Origin of the sequence: Nocardia puris (assembly GCF_003315035.1) — a bacterium.
Taxonomy (GTDB): domain Bacteria; phylum Actinomycetota; class Actinomycetes; order Mycobacteriales; family Mycobacteriaceae; genus Nocardia; species Nocardia puris.
Map to the genome: position 1 here is coordinate 134,861 of NZ_QNRE01000004.1, position 21,881 is coordinate 156,741.

Below are 21,881 nucleotides of genomic sequence, written 5' to 3' on the forward strand. Positions count from 1 at the left end.
ATCGACGACCGATCCCGGGCAGCCGACCGACCCGGTGCCGCCGATGACGAAGCGGCGCGCCGCGAGGCCGCGCTCTCCGAGTCGACGCGCCCGCTGCCCGCCTCCGAGCTGGCCGGGCCGTGGCGTCCACCGTCGTCCGGCGACGCGGAAGCTTCCCCGTTCGGCCCCGCGCCCACGCAAACCCGGCCGTCGGCGAATCCGCCGCGTATCCCCGTCGGCCGCACCGAGCCGCCGAACACGGATCAGCCGCGCCCGCAGCACATCCCGGCACCGCCGAACCCGATCCGTCACGCTCCCGGCGCCACCCCGGACACGTCGCGCCAGACCCCGGCCGACCAGGCCGCGGACGCTCGCGACACCACCCCGGACGACAACCGCGCCAGCATCGAGAACTGGATGGCGGAACTGCGCTCCTCGCGCCGCCGCCCCATCGATCCCGACGCGGGCAAGCACCACAGCGGCGACGGCCGCTCGGTCAGCGTGGACGAACTCCTGCGCCGCAACGACGACGACTGAGCCGAGGCGGCGGCCGTACCCGCGCCGCCTCCACCGTGATCGCACACGAAAGAACCCCGCCCCCAAGTGTTTCGGGGGCGGGGTCCGGTTCGGTCAGGCGGCCGGGTTCTGCTCCGGTTCCCGTTCGCCCGCCTCGGCGAAGGCGCGGGCGTAGCGGGTGCCGGTGAGCAGCAGGAGGATGCCGACGGCGAGGAAGACGGCCACGCGGACCAAGCCGTCGAGGGTGGCCAGGTCGAACAGGAACAGCTTGGCCAGGGCGGCGGCCGTGACGAGCAGGCCCGCGGCCAGCGCCACCTTCGCGACCGACGGCTTGCGCGCGAGGTTGCGCAGGCCGTAGAACAGCGCGGCGGTGGCGGCGGCCATCCAGCCGATGGTGGCGACGCTGTGGCCGATGATGAACCCGTCCTCGACACCCGTCGCGACGCCGATCGACACGAACGCCGCGGTCACCAGGTACAGCGTCAGGAGGCTGGCCGCCAGCCACAGCACCGATTCCTCGGTGCCGCCCTTCGCCATTCCGGGCAGCCGGCGCACACCCCACACCGCGACCGCGACCACCGCGATGCCGAGGAGAGCGGCCAGCACCGTCGACACGCCCAGCTGTTCCTCCGCGAACCGTTGCGAGGCAAGCGTTTCCGGAGAGGCGGCGTCGAGCAACACGAGCCCGCCGAGCAGCGCGAACACCACACCGATCCCGGCCGCCACCACTGAGCGGACCTGCCCGGCCACCGCCAGGAAGGCCAGGGCCACCAGCAGTGTCGCGATCGGCAGGGTCTGCGCGTTCGTCACGCCGATGCACGCTTCCAGCAGGGCGAACGACCCGGTGACGGCGGCGGCGATCGCGGTGTGACCCGGAATCCGCGCGATATCACGCAGTTTCGGGATCAGCGGCACCGCGGCGACCGCGAGCAGCACCGCGGCGGCGACACCCGCGATGAGCGCGGCCGGGTACCGGTCGAACAGCACGGGCACCGCGAGCAGCGGCAGCGTCGCGACCGCGAACATCGCGGTGGCGGTCACGTCTTGCGCGTGGGCGCGCACCATGATCAGCGTGCCGGCCAGTCCGACCACCGCGATCGCGGACGCCGCCGCGAGCAGCCACAGCGCGCGGTCCTGCTCGACGGTGTCGAAGGTCGCGACGGCGATGCTGACCAGTGCCGCCAGCACCACGGGCACCGTGCGCGCCACGTGCAGGAACGGCCACTCCCTGCCGAGTTGCACTGGCAAGCAGGCGAATTGGAGCACGATCAGGAACGCCAGCAGCACCAGTTCGGAGGTCACGAACGGCGAGAGCAGCGCCGCGCCGAGCACCACCAGCACCGCCAGCGGCTGCGACTTCCACTGCACCGCCAGCGCCACACCGCCCGCCGCGACGGCCAGCGCCACCGCGAGGCCGAGCACCGGATGCAGCCACTCGTAGTAGGCCGTCACCGCGACGACATTCAGGTACGCGCCCGCGATTCCGGTGCCCGCCAAGGCGATTCCGCCGACCCGGCCACCGGTCCTGCCGAACACTCGCATGCCCGCGACCACAAGCCCCGCCGACAGCACCGCACCGGTCGCGACCCGCGCCACCGGCCCGTACAGGCCCGCCTGCGCTGCCAGCACCAGCAACATCACCACGCCGATGAGCGTGACGCCCACACCGGCGATCGCGAGCACCCGGCTGATCACGCCGTCGCGCTGCCACCACGGCACCCCGGGCTGCTTGCGCACCGGCGGCGGCCGCATCCCCGGCGGCACCGCTCCCCCACCGTGCGGCACCGGACCCCGAGGCGGCCAACCCTGCGGCGGCCGCCCGGCATACCCGGGCGCGTAGCCGGGCAGCGGATACGGCACCGCCCCACCCGGCCACCCCTGCTGCCCGGCGGCCTGCCACTGGCCCGGATTCCACTGTCCGGGCGGCGGAACCGGCACACCGCCGGGCGCGCCCGTGGCGGCCGATGTATCGGGCATCGCGGTGCCGGAAGAACCCTCGGCACGCGCCGAACCGGTGCTCCCGAACCCGCTGGCACCTTCGGCGGCGCCGGCATCACCGGCCTCGTCCGCACTTCGGGGTCCACCGACACCCGCCGGCTCACCCGCCGGTGTCGAACCGGACGCACCGGCGGACTTCGACGAAACCGCTTCCGCACCAACAGAAGTCCGATCCCCGCCGCCCGGCGTGCTACCGCTCGCGCCCGGCATCTCACCGGCCGCGTCCGGCACACCAACGGCCGACCGACCCGCCTCCGTCGGCGCGGACGCATCGGTTACGCCCTGCGCACCGGCGAGCGCGCCGGATCGCTCCGACGCCGTTTCGGCAGGAGGTCGGCTCATCGCGCCGGCCGACTCCGGCCGCGTCCCCACCGGAGCCCCGGCCTCGGCCGTCCCCGGCACAGCCGAACGCCCGGCCTCCACCTCGGCCTCCGCCGAGGCACCGGTCTTCCAGGAAACGCTGCGCGGGACCGTGAGGTCCGCGGCCACTTGTTCGCGCAGCAGCGCGAGGTCGCGCCCGAGGACACCCATCCGCGTTCCGAGCGCGGTGAACTCACCGGACAAGCGCGAGATCAGCGCGGGATCGAGAGATGTAGTCATATCTCCATGCTCGGCCCCTCATCCGCGCCGAACATGAGTAGAAACACCCGGACCGCGCTCGATATCTACGCGACTTCCGCCCGACCGGCCCCCACCCGTGGGAGTGGGGGCCGGTCCCGCCGGATGGTCAGGCGGTGTGGGCGCGCACGCCCGTCACCTGGTGCACGGCGCGGATGACGGCCGCGCGGGGCGGCATGCGCAGCACGCCGGACCCGGGTTCGCCCGCCCAGTGCCAGCCTTGGGGCGAGTCGGTGCTGGGCAGCAGCACGTGCCTGCCGCCCGGCACCACGGTGACCCCGTGCCCGGCGAGGGTGCGCCGGACGTGCGGATCGACCGGCGTGACCGGGCTGGGCGGGTTGACCAGGAAGGTCCAGGTGCGTTCGCCCGGATCGGCGATCACCGGGGCGTGACCGGTCCGGTCCAGCGCGGCGAGCACCCGTTCACCCAGATCGGGTGGCATGACGATCGCGCCGAGGATGGTGCCCGTGGTCACCACGGGACGTCCGGCGAGCAATTGCACGGGCAGCCCGTAGCGATGACGCAGCAGGTGGGCGGCTTCGTGCGGAGTGTGACAGCTTTCGAACATGGCGATTCCCCCTCAGACGATGCGGTGATGGTGGCGGATCGTCCCGGGTAGTACGCCGTCGCGCGGTAAGTGCCGCGCGGGTCGGTCGGTGAGTACCTGCGATGCGGTCGCGCGGTCGGCGCGCCGGGCTCGCACAGTGGTGTTCGGCATCGTGGTCATTTGCCGTCGCCCTTTGCGTTCTCAAAGTTGCAGAAAGGCAACGGTATTCCAACGGGGGGCCGACGAGTCGTACGTAATGTCCCACTTCATGTGAAAGGTATGGCCTAGCGTCGTACCCTGAAACCCGGATGTAACAAAGGACATGGCTACATGGACGACTCATCGATCGGGGTACGGATCCGGCGTTTCCGCGGCAAAGCGCTTACCCAGCGCCAGCTCGCGGACCAAGCCGGGGTGAGCGTCGACCTGGTGCGCAAGCTGGAGCAGGGCGGACGCCAGACCGCGTCGATCGCCAGCCTCCAGAAACTGGCGCGCGCCCTCGACGTGGACATCTCCGACCTGGTCGGCAAACGCCACGGGATACCTTCCGGCAACCCCGACGCGGGCATCGTCGCGATCCGGCGCGCGTTGACCCCGGTTGACGATCTGCTCGGCGAGGTGCCCGAGGAGGAGGCGGTGAGCCTGGACGACGGCCGCCGCGCCGTCGACTACGCCTGGGGCGCCTACTGGGCGGGGCGCTACGAACTGCTCACCACCATCCTGCCCGCGAACCTGACCCAGTTGCGCGCCACCGTGCACGCCGCGCGCAACGGCACGGTCGCGCCGGCCAACGAACTGCTGGCCCGCATGTACTGGGTGACCGGGTGCACGCTGGTGCACCTCGGGCAGACCGATCCGGCGTTCCTGGCCATCCGCCAGGCGCTGGCCGCCGCCGAACTCGGCGACGATCCGCTGTTGCTCGCGACGGTGCGCGGTTCGGTCGCCTGGCAGTTGCTGGTGCAGGGGCGCTACGACGAGTCGCGCCGGGTGGCGCTGCGCGCGGCGGCGGAGCTGGAACCGGCCGGTGACGTTGCGCCGGCGCATCTTTCGGCCTACGGATCGCTGGTTCTGCAGGGCGCCACCGCTTCCGGGCGCGCGCAGGACGTGCCGGAGGCGCTCTCGCTGGCGCAGGCGGCGGGCGAGGTGGCGGTGCGCCTCGGCACCGATCGTCAGGACTACGAAACCTATTTCGGCCCTTCGCAAGTCATCATGCAGACGGTGGACGTGAACGTCTCCTCCGAACGCTATTCCGAGGCGCTGACCGCGGCCCGCGAGATGCCCGCCAGTTCCGGCCTGCCCCAGGCCTCCCGGGCCCGCCACCTCACCGACACCGCCGTGGCGCTCACCCGCACCGGACAGCACCAGCGCGCGCTGGACGCGCTGCTCACCGCCGAGCGCGTCGGCGGCCCCGACTGGCTCAAATACCAATCCCTGCCCCGCCACATCGTGTCCGAACTGCTCGACCACGACCGCCGCATCCCCCTGCGCGCCCTGGCCCGCCGCATCGGCGTCAACACCTGACGCGAATCACCGAGACGCGCCGGACGATCCCCACCGCCGGCACATGACGTGCGAGTCACCAAGTCGCACCGAACACCGCCGAAACCCTCACATCCCCATGAACTTGCGCCAGTGGGTGCTCAGCGGGTGTTTGGCGGTGACGCTGCCGAAACGCAGCCGGCCGTGGACGACGATGTGGAGCGGGCCGATCGGGGGGCCGGTGCGCACCTTGTTATTGATGCTGGAGCCGATGAGGTCGAGCGCGTTGAGGTCGACGGTGGCCTTGTCGGGGACGATGAGGGTGAGCGAGCTGCACACGTCGTCCACGCGGAGTTCGACGACCTGGGTGGTCATCACGGCCTCGGTGAAGTCGAGGGTGACGCCGGAGAACCAGCTGTTGAGGTGCAGGGTGGCGGGCACGGTCCACGGGCCGCGCCGGGTGGGGTTGGACATGCGGCCGCGGATCACGTCGGCGCGGGCGGGGACGGCCGCGGACGACGCGACCGGCGACGGATGCCCCGGCGCGGCGTTGACGAAGTTCGTGGGCGTGGCGGCGGGCTGCCCCACCAGGCGCACGCCGGGCAGGTCGATGAGCACGGCGTTCAGCTCGCCGCGCGTCTTGGCGGCCAGCGCGGTGTCCATGCGCTCGGTGAACTCCCCGAGCGAGAGCATGCCGAGGCCGACGGCCCGCTGCAACAGCTGGCCGACGTGTTCGCGCTCGGCGTCGGAGACGCGCAGATCCCGGTCGCTCACGGTCTCCCCGCGCCCGATACCGCTGGTTTCCGATTCGGCGCCGCCCATGGCGTCGAGATTACCGAGAATCCGGACATCGCGGCATCAGGGCGATCCCCGATTCCCGGGGGCTCGCGCATCCTCCGGAAGTCGGACGCGCTACTCGAGCCCCTGCTCGATGGCGTAGCGGGTGAGCTCGACGCGGTTGGCCAACTGCAACTTCCGCAGCGTGGCCTGCACGTGATTCTCCACGGTGCGGTGGCTGAGCCCGAGCCGCGACGCGATCTGCTTGGCGGACAGGCCTTTCGCCACCATGCGCAGCACCTCGGTCTCGCGTTCGGTGAGCGCGGGGCGGTGCGGTTCGTCGGGTTCGGCGGGCGCGGTGGCCATCCGGCGGTACTCGCCGAGCACCAGCCCGGCCAGGCCGGGGGTGAACACCGGCTGACCGGCGGCGGTGGCGCGCACCGCGTCGACGAGTTCGGCCGCCGACGCGCTCTTGACCAGGTAGCCCGACGCGCCCGCCTTGATCGCGTCGAGCACGTCGTCGCGTTCGGCCGAGGCCGAGAGCACCAGCACCCGGCTCTCCGGCGAGACGCGCAGCACCTCGGCGGTGGCCTGGGCGCCGTTGCCGTCGGGTAGCTGCATATCCATCAGCACCACGGCGGGCCGCACGGCCGCCGCACGCCGGGTGGCGGCCGCGACGCCGTCGGCGGTCGCGGCCACGTGGAAACCGGCCTCGCCGAGGTCGCGGGAGACCCCGTCGCGCCACATCGGGTGGTCGTCCACCACCATCACCGAAACCTGCTCGGCCACACCGTCATCGGTCACCGCGACCTCCTCTCGACGCCGTTCTCGTCACGCCGGGCCGCCGCGCGGTACCCGGAACTCCCATTCCACACCCTCACCCTCCCCTTCCGTGAGCAGTTCGGCGACCCCGCCGAGCGCGGCGATCCGCCCGACGATGGAGCGCGACACGCCCATCCGGCCCTCAGCCTCGGCCTCGGCGAGCCGTCCCGCCGGGATGCCCACCCCGTCGTCGCGCACGCTGACGATCAGCTCGTCGCCCGTGTCCTCCAGCAGCACATAGGCTTTCGCGTCGGGCCCGGCGTGCAGTTCGACATTGGTCAACGCCGTCGACACGGCCGCCGCGAGTTCCCCGGCCGCCCACCGCCCGACCCGCACCGGCTCACCGGGCGTGGACACGAACACCTTCGGCGTGGCGTGCGCGGTGAGCAGCGGGCGCAGGTCCACTTCCGCCCCGCCGCGATCCTCGCGCACCCCTTGTTCGGAGATGAGCACCCGCAGCGCCACCTCCTGCTCCCCGGCTCGCTGCGCCAATTCCTCGGTGGCGCCGCCGATCTCGCTGCCGCGCCGCTTGATGTAGCTGAGCACCTGGAGCACGCCGTCGTGCACCTCGCGCGCCAACCGCTCGCGTTCCTCGGCGGCGGCGGTGAGCCGCACCGCGCGCTGCAACTGCTCCTGGGCGCGCCGCGCGGTGTTGGCGGCCAGCCCGAGCGCCAAGCCCACCGAGACCAGCACCGGGGCCGTGGCGTCGGCCCACACGTCCTGCCCCCACTGCTCGCGCGCGGTGATGATCATGCAGGCGATCAGCAGCCCCGAGGCGATGCCCAGGATCGGGCCGCGCAGGATGGCCGCCGAGATCACGGCGTTGGCCGCCCACATGGTGGTGGGCAGGGTCTGATGCCCGTGGTACCAGTCGTAGTCGGCGACCAGGCGGGTGGCCCAGATCAGCCCGATCACCACCACGTGGTCGCCGATCACCACCCAGCGCCGCACCCGCGCCACCTCCTCGCCCTGCCACTGCGAGAGCATCAGCGCCGACGCGCCCGACCACAGCACCATGAGCGCGATGAAGAACCAGCTCAGCCGCTGATTCTGGTAGTACGGCACCGATGCGAACTGCTGACCCACCGCGTACAGCAGCGTGACCAGGCGAAACGCCTGCACCGCCCGCCACAGCGGCGCGGTGGCGGCGTCCTCGGGGTCGGGTTCGGCGGCGCGCGTGGTCACCGGGACCCGCCCGGTTTCGGCGTGCGCAGCAGCGGCGAGTCGGGGCGGCGCGCCTCGCTCTCCAGGGTCGCGGCCACGTCGAACCGTCCGGGCTCTGGACGGTCCGGTTCCGCCGAATACAGCCGGTAGTCGCCGGAGCGCAGCTCGCCGATCGCCTCCTGCGGACTGTCCACCAGCAGCGAGCGGATGGCCGTGTTCATCACCGCGACGAACGGCACCGCCAGCAGCGCGCCCGCGATCCCGCCGAGCACCAGGCCCGCGGCGATCGCCAGCACCACGGCCAGCGGGTGGATGCTCACCGCCCGGCCCAGCAGCAGCGGTTGCAGCACGTGGCTCTCCAGCTGCATCACCGCGATGATGATGCCGAGCACGATCAGCGCCGTCACCAATCCCTTGGTGACCAGCGCGATGAACACCGCGATGAACCCGGCCAGGAACGCGCCGATGATCGGGATGAACGCGCTGATGAACACCAGCGAGGCCAGCGGCAGCGCCAGCGGGACGCCCAGGATCGCCAGCCCGGCGCCGATGCCGATCGCGTCGACCGCCGCCACCACCACGGTGGCGCGCACGAACCCGACCAGCGAGCCGAACCCGAGCTGCCCGGCCAGGCGCACCCGCTCGCGGTGGCCCCTCGGCACGATCCGGGTGACGAACTCCCAGATCTGATCGCCGCCGTAGAGGAAGAAGATGAGGATGAACAGCGTCAGGAAGGTGCCGGTGAGGATGTGCCCGATCACCGTCGCGGTGGTCAGCGCGCCCGAGGTGAGACTGTCCTGATTGGACTGGATGGCGTTGACGATCGTGTCGCCCGCGTTGCGGATCTGGTCGTCGCTCATGTGGAACGGGCCGTTGATCAGCCAGTCCTGGATCCGCTCCACGCTCGCGGTGAACTCGTCGGTCAGCTGCGGCACGCCGGCCACGAACTGCTCCACGACGAAGGTCATGATGCCCGCCACCACGCCGAGCGAACCGACCAGCGCGACGAACACGCCCACCCAGCGCGGCACGCCGAGCCGCTGCATCCAATCCACCAGCGGGGCCAGCAGCGCGGCCGCCAGCAGCGCGATCGCCAGCGGTATCACCACCGTCGCCAGCCGCTGCACGATCATCGACAGTGCCAGCACCGCGGCGAAGATCACCAGCAGCCGCCACGCCCACTCCGCGGTCTGACGGACGATCGGATGCACCGCGTCGGCCGCCGGACCCCGGCTCGGCGCGCTCTGCTCGGGTTGGCTCACCCCCCGCAGCGTAATGGACCCGGATGGCGCGCCGAGGGCGTGAACGCGCGGGCGGGGGCACGAACCCGCATGATCGAAACGCTAGATTGGTGAGCGTGTCAGCGCCCCTGCAAGCGGTCAAACAGACCATGCGCACGCGCTGGCCGCTATACCTGACATCGATGCTGTTGGCCAATGCCTTCGGCGCGGTCCTGGTGTGGGCGTTCCTCCAGTACGGTCTGCCCACCCAGGAGGGCGAGGCGGCCGGCGCGCGCCGCATCGGCCTGGTGGTGCCCGCCCTCGTCTTCTGCACCGGCGGGCTGCTCAGCCTCGCCGCGTCCGCGCTGATGCTGCGCCCGGTGATGCGCTGGCAGGTGCGCGGCGGTCCGCCGAGCCGACAGGAGCAGATGGCCGCGCTGCACGCGCCGCTGCGCCAGGCGATCCTGCACCTGGTGCTGTGGATCATCGGCGGCGCGGTGCTGGCCGGGATCATCATCGTCGAATCGCCCGAACTGGCCGGCGCGGTGGTCATCACCGAGTGCATGGCCGCCACCATCGTGTTCGGCTTCACCTACATGCTGGGCGAACGCATCCTGCGCCCGGTCGCCGCGCAGGCGCTCACCGAGGGCTCGTTCGACCACACGCTCACCCCGGGCGTGGGCACCAGGATGGCGATGACCTGGGGGATGGGCACATTCGCGCCCACCATCGCCATCGTGCTGCTGTGCGTCACCCAGATCTCCACCGACGTGCGGTTCTCCGCGCAGTCGCTGGCCATCTCCATCCTGCTGCTGTGCGGTGTGGTGATCATGCAGGCGCTGGCGCTGTCCATGCTCACCGCCTCCAGCATCTCCGATCCGGTGCGCCAGCTCAGCCAGGCCATCGACAGTGTCCAGGACGGCGCGCTCGACGTGCAGGTGGAGGTGTTCGACGGCAGCGAGATCGGCCTGCTCCAGGTCGGTTTCAACCGGATGATGGAGGAGGCGGCCAAACGCCGCCAGCTCCAGGAGCTGTTCGGCCAGCATGTGGGCGAGGAGGTCGCCCAGCGCGCCCTGGACTACGGCACCGAGCTCGGCGGTGAGACCCGGTTCGTCGCGGTGCTGTTCGTCGATATGGTCGGTTCCACCGCCACCGCCGCCGAACGCCCGCCCACCGAAGTGGTGAGCCTGCTCAACGAGTTCTTCCGCGTCGTGGTGGACGTGATCGACCGGCACCACGGATTCGTCAACAAATTCGTCGGCGACGCCGCGCTCGCCATTTTCGGCGCGCCGCTGGACCGCCCCGACGCGCCGACCGCCGCGCTGGCCGCGGGCCGGGAATTGCGCGAGGCACTGCGCGAGGTGCCCGGATTGGATATCGGCATCGGGGTGTCGGCGGGTCTGGCGGTCGCGGGCAATATCGGCGCGGCCAACCGGTTCGAATACACGGTGATCGGCGATCCGGTGAACGAAGCGTCCCGGCTCACCGAATTGGCAAAGGACCAGCCGGGCCGGGTGCTCGCCTCGGGCAGCGCGCTGTATTTCGCCGACGAGAGCGAACAGAGCAATTGGGAGACCGGCCCCGAGGTGCAATTGCGCGGCCGCCGCCGGAAAACCCGGCTGGCCTGGCCGAAGGCCCAGACCGATCCCCGTGCCGAATCGGACGCCGAGACCGCGGATTCGCTAGGCTGACCTCGTGGCGGCCAACGGGGAGCGCACCGGCGAGCACACATCGCCGCCGTCCACCCGGAAGTCGCGCACGGGCCGATACCGGTGGGTGAAATGGGTGCTGGGCGCCGCCCTGCTGGCCCTGCTCCTCGCCGAAGGCGTGTATCTCGCGCCGCGGTTGCACGAATCCTGGCGCAAACTCACCGAAATCCATTGGGGCTGGGTCGCGCTCGCCATCGCTTTGCAGGCGTTGTCGATGAGCGGATTCGGGCGCGTGCAGAAACAATTGCTGCGCGCGGGCGGCGTCGAGGTGAGCCAGCGCAAATCGGTGGCTGTGGTGTACGGCGCCACCGCCATGTCGGTGACCCTGCCCGCGGGACAGGTGTTCTCCACCGCCTTCACCTACCGCCAGACCAGGCGCTGGGGCGCGAATCCGATGGTCGCGTCCTGGCAGTTGGTGATCTCCGGCGTGATCGCGAGCATGGGACTGGCGCTGCTGGCGTTCGCGGGCGCGCTACTGGTCGGCAACCGGGTGGGCCCGGTGCAGCTGGTGCTCTCGGTGGCCGTGGTCGTCGCGGTGGTGTGGGCGGGCAACCACCTCGCGCGCAACCCCGGCGCCCTGGAATCGATGGCGCGGCGGATCCTGGCCCTGATCAACCGGATTCGCAAACGGCCGCCCGAGCGCGGGATGGGCAAGGTCTCCGACGTACTGTCCCAGCTGGAGTCGGTGGACCTGGGCAAACGCGACGGCGCGCTGGTCGGCGTGTGGGCGCTGGTGCACCGGTTCGCCGACGTGGCCTGTCTGGGCGCGGCCTGTTACGCGGTGGGCGGCGATCCGAAGATCGCCGGCCTGCTCATCGCCTTCACCGCGGGTAAGGCCGTGGGTTCCATCCCGTTCGCGCCCGGCGGCATCGTCTACGTGGACGCCACGCTCATCTACGGGCTCACCGCGGGCGCGGGCCTGCCCGCCGCGCAGGCCGTCGCGGCCGCCTTCGTCTACCGCATGGTGAGTTTCGTCCTCCTCGCGATCGTCGGCTGGATCATCTTCGCCTTCCTCTTCCGCACCCCGCACTCCGACGACGCCGCCTACGAGCGCGAATTCGAGGAACGCCGTGCGGTGTAGTCGCGGCCGCGGGGTCACTGGCGAGTGCATGCACCGTCCACCCCGTCCGGTATGGGCGGCCGTCCAGTGCCCACTACTCTGGCGCGCGTGAAGAGACTGTGGCCGCTGGCGGTGGACGTGGTGTTGGTGATCCTCTTCTGTGCCATCGGCCGGCGCAGTCACGACGAGGCGGTGCTGGCGGGGTTGGCCAAGACCGCGTGGCCGTTCCTGATCGGGCTGGGGATCGGGTGGGGCGCCGCGTACGCGCTCACCTCGCGCAACGGCGACCGGTTCGACGGAACCACGCTGTGGCCCACCGGAATCCTGGTGTGGGCCTGCACTCTGGTGGGCGGCATGCTGCTGCGCGCGGTGAGCGGGCAGGGCACCGCGGCCAGCTTCCTGCTGGTCGCGGGCACCGTGCTCGCACTGTTCCTGCTGGGCTGGCGCGCGGCGGTCAAAGCGCTGGACTGACCGCTCAGGTCTCCGGCTTGGCCAGCGCCTGCAACATCCTGGCCGCCATCCGCGCGGTCGCGTTGCCGCTGTCGACCTCGCTGATGTGGATCGCGAACGCCAGGTCGCCCATGTTCGCGATCAACCAGCCGTCGGATCCGGCCGGCGCCGCGTAGGCGATCACGGGGAAGGACCGCAGCGGCGCCAAATCCGGCGCGGCCATGCCCTCCCGCAACATCATTCGCAGCCGCTCGGTCAGCTCACCCGAGAACGGCGTGAGCTCGGCGTCGGTCGAGGCGGGCCGGCCCGCCTCGATCATCGGCGCGGGCACCCCGCCCCTGGCGATGGAGGCGGCGGCGATCGCCATCCCGAACGGGCTGGCCAGCACCGCGTCCGAGCCGCCGCCCTGGCGCACCTGCTCGGCGGTGCGGCCCGCGATGGCCAGGCGACCGGTCACCTCGTCCAGTCCCGGCACGTGCACGTCGAGGCCGATGCCCAGCGTCGGCGCGGCCTCCGCGGCCTCCTGCACCGACACGTCCTGCGGCGCTTTACCGTCCTTCGCCGCCGCGACGGCGCGCAGCAGTTCGATATTGCCGCCGATCGGGTAAAGCCCCGTGAACGAGATCGGCCCCTGCTCGGTGGCGTAACTGTTCTGTGCCACCGCGACCACCGCACCGTTGGACGGCTGGATCGCGACGATCGAGGCGGGCGTGCCGACGCTCACCACGGCGTCCTCGGCGGCGCGCTGCAAGCGCTGGTCCATGGTCGCGGCGATGTCCGGGCCGGGCGGGCCCTGGTAGCCGGCCACCTGGCCGACGAATCGCCCGTCGGCCTCGAAGATCTGCACGCCCCACCCGGAATGCTGTTCCTGGCTGGCCTCCCACACCTTGCGCAGCGCGTCCAGTTGCGGCGACCACACGCGCCGGTCGGCGGCGATCAGCCGGGGCTGCTTCTCCATCACCACGCCCGGGATCGGGGCCATGCGCGGTTCGAGGATCGCGAAATCGCCCTCGCGCAGGTTCACGGCGGTGATCGGCGCGCCCTCCGCGTTCGCCAGCTGCTCGCGCAGCGATTCACCGGTGATCAGCGGCGCGACGGGTTCGATGGCGGCGGCCAGCGCGTCGGTGGAGGCCACCGGATCGGCGATGCGCGAGGGGTCGAGCTTGATCACGTTGATGATCTGCTCGGTCATGAGCGGTTCGCCGACGATATCGATCACGCGCGGCGGCGGTTTCGGCGTGGTGCGCACCAGTTTCACGGTGCGGCTGCCGGTGAGGTCGGGCATCACCACGGCGGGCTCCCACGAGATCCGCCAGCCGATGGCGAGTTTGCGGACGGTGCCCTGCACGCTGTAGCGCCAGTCCTTGTGCTCGCCGAAGTTCCAGCCGACGTCCATGCTGAAGAGCGCCGATTGCCCGTCCAGGTCGATGAATTGGGTCTTCTCGTAGTCGGCGGTGCCCGGCGCCAGCCCCTCGAACATTTGCTTCAATGTTGCGGATGCGGCGTTCGGGTACGAGGTGAGTTCGGCGGCCTTGCCGTAGTCCTGCTCGTCGAGCAGTTCGGTGAACCGTTCGACGATGGCCTCGGGCTCGTTCGGTTCCTCGCTGAACCCGCACGCACCCATGGCGATCGCCACAGCCGCCACCCCCGCGAGTGCCACAGCAACCCGAACGCGAAAGCGGCGGGATCCCCACACATCCATGTCGCCCACTCTTCACTCTTGTCACTTCAGTAACAAGACAACCGTACCTGAATCGACCGTGCCCGCCACGCCCCGGTGATCGGGCCGTTACCCATGCTCAGCCCTACCGATTGTGCCCGATGAGCGGCGGTGTTCGGACTCGATCACGAGTGGTGTCCCGTCACAAGGCGATAACCGGGCGCCGCTACGGTACCGGCCGGATCGCGGACGCGGGCGAGAACCGCCCACGGCGGCGATTCGCCGCCTCCGCGACCTGTCCGGCAACGCGCGACGCCCTCTGGATACCCGATCTTGTCCCCGTTCACGCACGGCGAAACCGCGCGGTCGATTTGCGGCGTAATCTTGTAATCACCGCAATAAAGCACCATCGTAAGTAGGTGATCGACCATGCGTAAACACGGCTTCGGACGACCGGGCGGCTGGCAACAGGCCGACCTGCCCGACCCCGCCGATGTGCCCGACTGGTTCGCCGGTCGATTGCCGCAGGACTGGTTCACGGGCGAGCCGGTGATCGAGGTGGACCGCGAGGAGATCGTGGTGATCGGCGAGTTGCCCATGCCCGAACCCAAACGCGCCGAGGAGGGCGACGAGGCGCCCACGGAGAAGATCCCCACCGCCACCAAGGAGGGTGCGATCTCCCGGTTCCGCGAATCCACACGGCCCGACCGCATGAAGATCGCGAGCGAGGCGCAGCGCCGCTACGGGCGCAACGTGGCCTGGGGAGTCTCGGTGGACGGCGAGCGAATCATGTTCACCCAGCTGGCCGTTCCGGTGATGACGCGCCTGCGCCAACCCGAGCGCAAGGTGCTCGACACCTTGGTCGACTCCGGCGTCGCCCGCTCCCGCTCGGACGCGCTGGCCTGGACGGTCAAGCTGGCGGGCAAGCACGCCGAGGAGTGGCTCGAGGAACTGCGCACCGCCATGCGCAAGGTCGACGACCTGCGCTCGGAGGGCCCGAAGGGGCTGTGAGCGCGCGATAGGGTGTCGGGCATGGCCGCTCCGATTCTGGTCCTGAACGGGCCGAACCTGAACATGCTCGGCACCCGTCAGCCCGAGGTTTACGGGGCGGCGACGCTCGACGACGTGGTCGCCCTGTGCGAGCGCACCGCGGCCCGGTTCGACCGCACGGTCACCGCGTTCCAGTCCAATCACGAAGGCGCGCTGATCGATCGCATCCATCGGGCGCGGGGCGCGGAGTCGGCCATCGTGATCAATCCGGGCGGACTCACCCACACGTCGGTGGCGTTGCGCGACGCGCTGGTCATCCCGGAGGTGCCGATCGTGGAGGTGCACATCAGCAATGTGCACGCCCGCGAGGAATTCCGGCACCACTCGTTCGTCTCCCCCATCGCGACGGCCGTGATCGCCGGGATGGGGATTCAGGGGTACGCGGCCGCGATCGAGTTCCTCGCGACGCGCTGAGCGTCAGGCCAGCCGGAAGACCGGGAAACCCGGTGCGATGGCGGCGAGTTCGGCGTCCGTGGAGTCTTTGGTGACGCCCTCGAAGAAGCGGCCCACCTCCCAGCCCCACTTCTCCAGGTAGAGGCGCAGCACGGGAATCTTGTCGGCGTCGGCGATCTCGGTGGCGGAGAACGGCTCGACCTTGCGCCCGAGGCGCAGTTCGCCCGTGCCCGCCGCGCGCAGGTTGCGCACCCACTGGGTGTGGCCGCGTGGCGCCACCAGGTAGCGGTCGCCGGAGGGATCCACCAGCAGGTTGACCATGGTGGTGCGCCATTCGCCGCTCGTGCGCCCGCGCACCGCGAGCAGTCGCGAGCCCGCGACACCGATCCCGATCCTGGGCAGCCAGTTCAGCACCCGGTTGAGCACGGGATCGAGGCCGGTGGGGGCGAGGTAGCGGGGGCTGGCGTTCATAGCGACTCCTATTGTGTGAGCACTGCTCTCTACTGAGAACGATACTCCGGCATGCTCGCGCCAAAGTCAAGAGCACTGCTCTCTAATCACGGGCGAGAAACAGCGCTGATGCGGCGAAAGGTAGTAGGTATGCTACGAGTCATCCGGTCTGGACAACGGGAGGACAGTCAATGACCGTGGAAGAATCCGTCGCGCTCGATGTCGAAGGCCTGCGCATGCGCTACGGCCCGAAGGACGTCCTGCACGACGTCACGTTCCAGGCGCGCACCGGCGAGGTCCTGGCCCTGCTCGGCCCCAACGGCGCGGGCAAAACCACCACCATCGAAATCCTCGAGGGGTTCCGCATGCGGTCGGCCGGACGCGTAGACGTGCTCGGCACCGACCCGGCGCACGGCGGGGAGGCGTGGCGGGCGCGCATCGGCGTCGTCCTGCAGTCCTGGCGCGACCACGCCAAGTGGCAGGTGCGCGAACTGCTCACCAACCTCGGCGCCTACTACGCGCCCTACGGCACCGAGAGCGTCCGCAAGCCGTGGGACATCGACGCACTGATCGAGGTCGTCGGGCTCACCGACCAAGCGAAGACCCGAGTCGGCGCGCTCTCCGGCGGCCAGCGTCGCAGGCTCGACGTGGCCATCGGCATCGTCGGCCGCCCCGAAGTGCTGTTCCTGGACGAACCGACGGCCGGGTTCGACCCGCAGGCCCGGCGCGAATTCCACGACCTGGTCCACCGTTTGGCCGACGACGAGCGCACCACCATCCTGCTCACCACCCACGACCTGGACGAGGCGGAGAAACTGGCCGACCGCATCCTGATCCTCGCGAGCGGGCGAATCATCGCCGACGGGTCGGCCGACGCGCTCTCGCGGCGCATCGCGGGCGAGGCGGAGGTGCGCTGGACCCGCGACGGGCAGCGTTTCGTGCACACCACCGTGGAGTCGACGAAGTTCGTCCACGACCTGTTCAAGCAGCACGGCGATCAGATCGGGGAACTCGAGGTACGCCGCGCCTCACTGGAAGACACGTACATGACCCTGGTGCGCCGGTTCGAATCCGGACAGCCCGACACCGAGGTCCGCACCCTGGAAGAGGTGGGTCGATGAATCCGGTCGCCAACGCCGTCCGCGCCGGACTGTCGCGCGGCGTGATCGAACTGCGCCAGTCGCTGACCAACGGCACCGACCTGTTCGGCCTGCTGTTCTGGCCGATCGCCATGGTGATCACGCTGGTCTTCCTGCGCAACAGCACCTTTCAGGCCACGGACTTCGAACTCGGCACGCTGGCGCTGCCCAGCATCCTCGGCATGCTGGTGGCGTTCAGCAGCATCGTGAGCATCGCACAGCTGTTGGCGGTCGAGCGCGAGGACGGAACCCTGTTGCGCGCCAAGGCGACTCCGAACGGAATGGTCGGCTACCTGGTCGGCAAGTCGGTGATGGCGGCGGGGTGGGTGCTCACCTCGTTCTGCGCGGTGCTGATTCCGGGGCTGCTGCTGATCGGCGGCGTCGAATTGGACACGCCCGCACGGTGGTTCGCGCTGCTCGGTATCGTGCTGCTGGGCATGCTCGCGTCGCTGCCGATCGGCGCGTGTCTCGGCTCGCTGTTCGCCACGCCGCGCGGCGTGGGTTTCGCGTCCATGCCGATCATGGCGCTGGTGGCGGTGTCGGGGATCTTCTACCCGATCACGTCGCTGCCGGGCTGGTTGCAGGGGCTGGCGCAGGTGTTCCCGATCTACTGGCTCGGCCTGGGCACCCGCTCGGCCATGCTGCCAGAGGAGGCGGCGGCTCTGGAGTTGACCGGTTCGTGGCGGCACCTGGAAACCGTTGCGGTGCTGGGCACTTGGGCCGTGGTCGGCATGCTCGTCGCGCCGGTGCTGCTGCGCCGGATGGCGCGCAAGGAGTCGGGATCGAGCGTCGCGGCGCGGCGGGAGAGGGCCATGCAGCGTGCCTACTGAGACGATCTACAACCGGATCGCCATGCTGCGCGCCGAGCGCGGGATCTCCCGCCGCGAACTCGCCGAAGCGCTGGGGGTGCACTACCAGACGATCGGATACCTGGAGCGCGGCGAGTACAGCCCCAGCCTGCACCTGGCGATGCGGATCGCGGAGTACTTCGAGGTGACGGTGGAAGTGGTCTTCTCCACCAAGCCATTTCCTCGGCTGGGTGCTGAAACCGCTTGACGGGAAGCGGGTCCCGGGACGGATCCGGCGTGCGAGATAGCCACGATCCCACACGTCCGGATCCAGCCCGAACCCCACACATGTGGAGCCAGTTCTTATGGCCGAGCAGTACGCCGAAGGCGTTGGCTAACCCTTTCCTCAGTTGGGTGCCGAAAGCGCTTGATGGGAAGCGGGTTTCAGCGCCCGGCCAGCAACTCGAACACCGAAACCCCGTGTCCCGCTTCCTCACTGGCCGCGACGGCCTTGCGCCACAGCGCCTGTGAGGCGTGCGAGAGGCTGGCGTCGACGCCGACTTCCTCGCTGGCGTCGATGATGTGCTGCGCGCCCGCGACCATCATCTTCAGCGACGCCACATCGCGCCAGCCGCCCGCGAGGTTGGTCTCGCCGAACTCCTGGATGAAGTACTCGTAGGCGCCGGCCGAGCGCACCGCGTACGGGAGGAACTGGTTGAGGTCGTGGCCCGACTTCACGATCATCGCCGTCGCCTGGTCGAAGGCGAGCAGCCAGGGGTGGAAGAAGGTGAGCAGGGCCTGGTAGTAGATCTGCGAGAGGCCGTCGTCGGTGCCCAGGTACTCCTGCGGGCTGAGCGGGCGCAGCAGCTCGGCGTGGGCGTCGAACACCTCGCGGGGGCCGCTGTAGAAGATGTAGGAAGCGGGGTGGCCGATGTTGTCGCCCGCCGACATCACGCCGCCGGAGAGGAACCGCGCCCCGCGCTCGCGCACCCACGCCGCGCCCGTGCGGGCCTTCTCCGGCGAGTCCGACGAGAGGTTCACGATCGCCTTGCCGGGCAGGTGGTCGGCGGCCTGGCCGAGCACGTCGTACATGGCGTCGTAGTGGGTGAGGCTCAGCACGGAGACCTCGTTGGCGTCGAGCGCTTCGGCGACCGTCGCGGCCCGCTTCGCGCCGAGCTCGACCATCGCGTCGGCCTTCGCGGCACTGCGGTTCCACACCGTCACCTCGACGCCGGCGTCGAGGAACGCCCGCACCATCGCCTGACCCATCGGGCCGAGGCCGAGCACGGAGACGGAGCGGGTTGACTTCTCGGACATCGTGTCCCTTTCGATTCGCGGATCTTCCTGCACTGCCACCGATGCTCGTTCGTGCAGGTAGAGTCGACAAGACCGCACGTTCGCGTGGGGATACACACCTCGAGGTACGCAATCTGGTCAGGAGGCCGGCATGGGCAGCGACAGTGACACGGATAACATCTGCGGAATGTCGCTGGCCATCGACGTGGTCGGCGGCAAGTGGCGGATGCACCTGATGTGGGCCCTCGCCGACGGGCCGCAGCGCTTCGGCGAACTGCGCCGCCTGCTCGACGGCGTCAGCGAGAAGGTCCTCGCCGAGAACCTGCGCCACCTCGAATCCCACGGCGTCGTCCACCGCGAAGTGTTCGCCGAAATCCCCCCGCGCGTCGAATACACCCTCACCCCCTTGGGCCAGGAACTCGCCACCGCCCTGCACCCCCTCGAACAGTGGGGCGACAAACACCGCTCCGAAATCCTCCGCACCTTCGCCTCGGCGAGTTGACGCCCACCCCGGGGGAGGCGACCGCCCGCATCGACGCCGAGTTGGTGGCCGAGGCGGGTGTCACCGAGGTCGACCGCGCGGAGGCCGCAGCGGCGTTCGCCGGCGCGGAGCACGCCGCGGCGGCGGACCAGGACGGGCCGGTTCGGCCTTGATCGCGCCGGACGGCGGAGCGCCGACCAGCCGCTGATCACGAGGTCAGCGCTTCAAGTGCCGTTCGGCGATCTGTTCGCCGAGGCGGTGGAGGAGGGACTGTGCGGCGGTCATGCAGCGGGCCGGGTCGGGTTCGAGGTCGGTCAGGGCGTAGCAGGCGGTGAAGCCCGCGGCTTGTATTTCGTTGTCTGACAACATATTTCGGCCGACGGCGGCGATGACGGGGAGGTCGGCGCGGCGGGCTCGGGAGGCGACGCCGATCGGGGCCTTGCCGTGCAGGCTCTGGGCGTCGAAGGACCCTTCGCCGGTGACGACGAGGTCGGTGCCGGCGAGGAGGGTGGGGAAGTCGAGGAGGTCGAGGACGACCTGGATGCCGCTGCGGACCTCGGCGTTCAGGAAGGCGAGTGCTCCGAAGGCGGTGCCGCCCGCCGCTCCGGCGCCGGGCACGTCGGCGTATTCGGGTCCGGCGACGCGAGACCAGTTGGCAAGGGCCGCTTCGAGAGTCGCGCGCTGGGCGAGGTTCGCGCCCTTTTGGGGCGCGTAAACGGCGACCGCGCCGGTGGGGCCCAGCAGGGGGTTGTCGACGTCGCACGCGAGGGTGAAGCGGGTGGTGGCGACGGCGGGATGGAGACCGGTGCGATCGAGCGTCGCCGCATCGGCGAGAGCCGCACCGCCGGAGGGGAGTTCGTGCCCCTGCGCGTCGAACACGCGGGCACCGAGCGCGGTGAGCATCCCTACGCCACCGTCGGTGGAGGCGCTACCGCCGAGACCGATCACGATGTGCCGCGCGCCCGCGTCGAGCGCGTGGCCGATGACCACTCCGAGCCCGTGAGTCCCCGAATGCAGCGGATCGAGTTGCCCGCCAGGCAGTTTCACCAATCCGACCACTGCCGCCAACTCCACGACAGCCGTATCCCCCTGCCGCGCATACGAAGCCGGCCCGACAACCCCGGTCGGCCCCGGCGCCCTCACCTCCACCCGCTCCCACCCCGCCGCGACGAACGCGTCCACCGTCCCGTCCCCGCCATCCGCCACCGGCACCTGCCGGATCACCGCCCCGGGCACCACCCGTGCGATCCCGCCCGCCAGCGCCGCCGCCACCTCCGGCGCCGTCAACGATCCCTTGAACTTGTCGGGGGCGAGCACCACCCTGGGCGCGTCGTTCATCCCCACATTCTGACCGCGGCCACCGGAACCCGCATGTCAAGCCACCGGAACGCGGCCACCGCGCCGGAGGGCTCGGCCTGCATGAGGGGAGCGCCGGAAAGACCACCCATGATCGGAACGATCATTCGTTCCGATCATGAGCTCCTGACGCGGCGGGTTCCGGAGGTGAGTCCGGCCGGTTCTCGAAGTCGGCGAGGGTGACCTCGAGCCAGTTGCTCGCCGACGGCCGCTGCGTCTATGGCTTGGAATACGACTCGCTGCAACCGGTTACGGCGTCGGTCGACTATTTCACCCACGCCGCCGAACGGATCCTGGCCCTCAATGGCGTCGGCACGCTCGACCTCGTCGGTAAATCGCAGGGCGGCTTGATCGCCCGTGCGGTCAGCCTGAGACTCGCCGAAGGGACCGCTGGTTCGGCTCGCCAGGTCGTATCGATATTCGGTCCGCAGCACGGCATTCGCACGGTGGTGGCGGGGAGGGATGTCACCGGGGCGATCGCCGGGGTCCTACCGGTGGTATTCCCCGAGCGACGCGGCCCTGGCCGATATGGTGGCGGGCTCTCCGTTCCCGACCGAGCTCAACAGTGGCCCGATGACAGCGGCCGACGTGCGCTACACCATGATCGCCACCCGTGACGACGCGATCGTCACGCGGTACACCTCCGCGTTCATCGACGCGGCCAACGTCACCAACATCCTCGTCCAAGACGGTTGCCCGCAGGACCGCACCGGGCACATCGCCGGGTCGACAGACCCGCGGACCATCGATCTCGCGCTCAATGCCCTCGATCCGCACGAACATCCCGCCCTCCGCTGCGTTGCCAACGACGACCGGAGGTGAGGTCCGCGTGCGCGAATCGACCCGCGGATAGCGTGGCCTCAGCGGCGCCTTCGGGTCGAGTGCGGTCGGGCCGCACACGATGAGCCGTTGCGCGCTCACCGGCCTCG

The 21,881-nt window shown here is 70.4% G+C and carries 23 protein-coding genes; 13 read left to right on the top strand and 10 right to left on the bottom strand.

Features of this window, described 5'->3' with window-relative positions:
* Nucleotides 1–609 precede the first annotated feature (609 nt).
* Nucleotides 610–3,093: a DUF2339 domain-containing protein gene (locus DFR74_RS13695; RefSeq protein WP_232331622.1), complete on the bottom strand. Its 2,484-nt coding sequence runs from the start codon at nt 3,091–3,093 to the stop codon at nt 610–612.
* Between the two features lie 127 nt (nt 3,094–3,220).
* Nucleotides 3,221–3,679, bottom strand: a complete 459-nt coding sequence (locus DFR74_RS13700) for a hypothetical protein (protein WP_067503310.1) — start codon at nt 3,677–3,679, stop codon at nt 3,221–3,223.
* A gap of 309 nt (nt 3,680–3,988) precedes the next feature.
* On the opposite strand from DFR74_RS13700, the gene DFR74_RS13705 reads away from it, so the two are divergent.
* Nucleotides 3,989–5,179, top strand: a complete 1,191-nt coding sequence (locus DFR74_RS13705; RefSeq protein ID WP_067503306.1) for a helix-turn-helix domain-containing protein — start codon at nt 3,989–3,991, stop codon at nt 5,177–5,179.
* Nucleotides 5,180–5,266: 87 nt separating this feature from the next.
* On the opposite strand, the gene DFR74_RS13710 is transcribed toward DFR74_RS13705, so the two are convergent.
* The 4 genes from DFR74_RS13710 to DFR74_RS13725 all read right to left on the bottom strand — a co-directional run bounded on the left by DFR74_RS13710 (nt 5,267) and on the right by DFR74_RS13725 (nt 9,162).
* Nucleotides 5,267–5,911 carry a DUF1707 SHOCT-like domain-containing protein gene (locus DFR74_RS13710; protein WP_113975125.1) on the bottom strand — a complete coding sequence of 215 codons (645 nt, stop codon included), beginning with the start codon at nt 5,909–5,911 and terminating at the stop codon, nt 5,267–5,269.
* Nucleotides 5,912–6,049: 138 nt separating this feature from the next.
* Nucleotides 6,050–6,682, bottom strand: a complete 633-nt coding sequence (locus DFR74_RS13715; protein WP_067503448.1) for a response regulator — start codon at nt 6,680–6,682, stop codon at nt 6,050–6,052.
* Nucleotides 6,683–6,745: 63 nt separating this feature from the next.
* Nucleotides 6,746–7,921 carry a MacS family sensor histidine kinase gene (macS, locus tag DFR74_RS13720; RefSeq protein ID WP_084537303.1) on the bottom strand — a complete coding sequence of 392 codons (1,176 nt, stop codon included), beginning with the start codon at nt 7,919–7,921 and terminating at the stop codon, nt 6,746–6,748.
* Entirely contained in the window at nt 7,918–9,162 is a 1,245-nt protein-coding gene (locus DFR74_RS13725) for an AI-2E family transporter (RefSeq protein WP_067503298.1), read from the bottom strand. Before DFR74_RS13725 ends, macS begins: the two co-directional genes overlap by 4 nt.
* Nucleotides 9,163–9,290: 128 nt before the next feature.
* Here DFR74_RS13725 and DFR74_RS13730 point away from each other — a divergent pair, with 128 nt between their 5' ends.
* The 3 genes from DFR74_RS13730 to DFR74_RS13740 all read left to right on the top strand — a co-directional run bounded on the left by DFR74_RS13730 (nt 9,291) and on the right by DFR74_RS13740 (nt 12,360).
* On the top strand, nt 9,291–10,811 hold the full coding sequence (locus DFR74_RS13730; protein ID WP_195126408.1) for an adenylate/guanylate cyclase domain-containing protein: 1,521 nt from the start codon (nt 9,291–9,293) through the stop codon (nt 10,809–10,811).
* 4 nt (nt 10,812–10,815) lie between these two features.
* Entirely contained in the window at nt 10,816–11,910 is a 1,095-nt protein-coding gene (locus DFR74_RS13735; RefSeq protein ID WP_067503295.1) for a lysylphosphatidylglycerol synthase transmembrane domain-containing protein, read from the top strand.
* An 87-nt stretch (nt 11,911–11,997) separates the two neighbouring features.
* A complete protein-coding gene (locus DFR74_RS13740; RefSeq protein ID WP_067503439.1) occupies nt 11,998–12,360 on the top strand; it encodes a DUF3054 domain-containing protein in 363 nt (120 codons plus the stop codon).
* Between the two features lie 4 nt (nt 12,361–12,364).
* Here the strand turns inward: DFR74_RS13740 and DFR74_RS13745 are convergent, their stop codons facing one another.
* Nucleotides 12,365–13,975 carry an NTF2-like N-terminal transpeptidase domain-containing protein gene (locus DFR74_RS13745; protein ID WP_232331621.1) on the bottom strand — a complete coding sequence of 537 codons (1,611 nt, stop codon included), beginning with the start codon at nt 13,973–13,975 and terminating at the stop codon, nt 12,365–12,367.
* 453 nt (nt 13,976–14,428) lie between these two features.
* On the opposite strand from DFR74_RS13745, the gene DFR74_RS13750 reads away from it, so the two are divergent.
* Complete coding sequence (locus DFR74_RS13750) at nt 14,429–15,010, top strand: hypothetical protein (protein WP_067503292.1); 582 nt, start codon at nt 14,429–14,431, stop codon at nt 15,008–15,010.
* Nucleotides 15,011–15,031: 21 nt separating this feature from the next.
* Complete coding sequence (gene aroQ, locus DFR74_RS13755; RefSeq protein ID WP_067503289.1) at nt 15,032–15,463, top strand: type II 3-dehydroquinate dehydratase; 432 nt, start codon at nt 15,032–15,034, stop codon at nt 15,461–15,463.
* 3 nt (nt 15,464–15,466) lie between these two features.
* Here aroQ and DFR74_RS13760 read toward each other — a convergent pair whose 3' ends face one another.
* The gene (locus DFR74_RS13760) at nt 15,467–15,913 is read right to left on the bottom strand and encodes a nitroreductase/quinone reductase family protein (protein ID WP_067503286.1); all 447 of its coding nucleotides are present in this window, start codon (nt 15,911–15,913) and stop codon (nt 15,467–15,469) included.
* Between the two features lie 170 nt (nt 15,914–16,083).
* On the opposite strand from DFR74_RS13760, the gene DFR74_RS13765 reads away from it, so the two are divergent.
* From DFR74_RS13765 to DFR74_RS13775, 3 genes are read left to right on the top strand one after another with little or no spacing between them, the layout of a single operon-like run.
* Nucleotides 16,084–17,013, top strand: coding sequence for an ABC transporter ATP-binding protein (locus tag DFR74_RS13765; RefSeq protein ID WP_067503283.1), 930 nt, complete (start codon nt 16,084–16,086; stop codon nt 17,011–17,013).
* Nucleotides 17,010–17,861 (top strand): ABC transporter permease, encoded by an 852-nt coding sequence (locus DFR74_RS13770; RefSeq protein WP_067503280.1) that lies wholly within the window; start codon nt 17,010–17,012, stop codon nt 17,859–17,861. The genes DFR74_RS13765 and DFR74_RS13770 overlap by 4 nt, the downstream gene beginning before the upstream one ends.
* On the top strand, nt 17,851–18,087 hold the full coding sequence (locus DFR74_RS13775) for a helix-turn-helix transcriptional regulator (RefSeq protein ID WP_195125068.1): 237 nt from the start codon (nt 17,851–17,853) through the stop codon (nt 18,085–18,087). Before DFR74_RS13770 ends, DFR74_RS13775 begins: the two co-directional genes overlap by 11 nt.
* Before the next feature lie 176 nt (nt 18,088–18,263).
* Here DFR74_RS13775 and DFR74_RS13780 read toward each other — a convergent pair whose 3' ends face one another.
* Complete coding sequence (locus tag DFR74_RS13780; RefSeq protein WP_067503277.1) at nt 18,264–19,136, bottom strand: NAD(P)-dependent oxidoreductase; 873 nt, start codon at nt 19,134–19,136, stop codon at nt 18,264–18,266.
* Between the two features lie 130 nt (nt 19,137–19,266).
* On the opposite strand from DFR74_RS13780, the gene DFR74_RS13785 reads away from it, so the two are divergent.
* Together DFR74_RS13785 and DFR74_RS35950 are read left to right on the top strand one after the other, a co-directional pair.
* Nucleotides 19,267–19,617, top strand: a complete 351-nt coding sequence (locus DFR74_RS13785) for a winged helix-turn-helix transcriptional regulator (protein WP_067503273.1) — start codon at nt 19,267–19,269, stop codon at nt 19,615–19,617.
* Nucleotides 19,614–19,769 (top strand): hypothetical protein, encoded by a 156-nt coding sequence (locus DFR74_RS35950; protein ID WP_157115790.1) that lies wholly within the window; start codon nt 19,614–19,616, stop codon nt 19,767–19,769. The genes DFR74_RS13785 and DFR74_RS35950 overlap by 4 nt, the downstream gene beginning before the upstream one ends.
* Nucleotides 19,770–19,812: 43 nt before the next feature.
* On the opposite strand, the gene DFR74_RS13790 is transcribed toward DFR74_RS35950, so the two are convergent.
* The gene (locus DFR74_RS13790) at nt 19,813–20,934 is read right to left on the bottom strand and encodes a glycerate kinase (protein ID WP_067503270.1); all 1,122 of its coding nucleotides are present in this window, start codon (nt 20,932–20,934) and stop codon (nt 19,813–19,815) included.
* A 197-nt stretch (nt 20,935–21,131) separates the two neighbouring features.
* Here DFR74_RS13790 and DFR74_RS35400 point away from each other — a divergent pair, with 197 nt between their 5' ends.
* Both DFR74_RS35400 and DFR74_RS13795 read left to right on the top strand, forming a co-directional pair.
* Nucleotides 21,132–21,569, top strand: coding sequence for an esterase/lipase family protein (locus tag DFR74_RS35400; protein WP_147265825.1), 438 nt, complete (start codon nt 21,132–21,134; stop codon nt 21,567–21,569).
* Nucleotides 21,526–21,774 (top strand): hypothetical protein, encoded by a 249-nt coding sequence (locus DFR74_RS13795; RefSeq protein ID WP_147265826.1) that lies wholly within the window; start codon nt 21,526–21,528, stop codon nt 21,772–21,774. The genes DFR74_RS35400 and DFR74_RS13795 overlap by 44 nt, the downstream gene beginning before the upstream one ends.
* Nucleotides 21,775–21,881 lie beyond the last annotated feature (107 nt).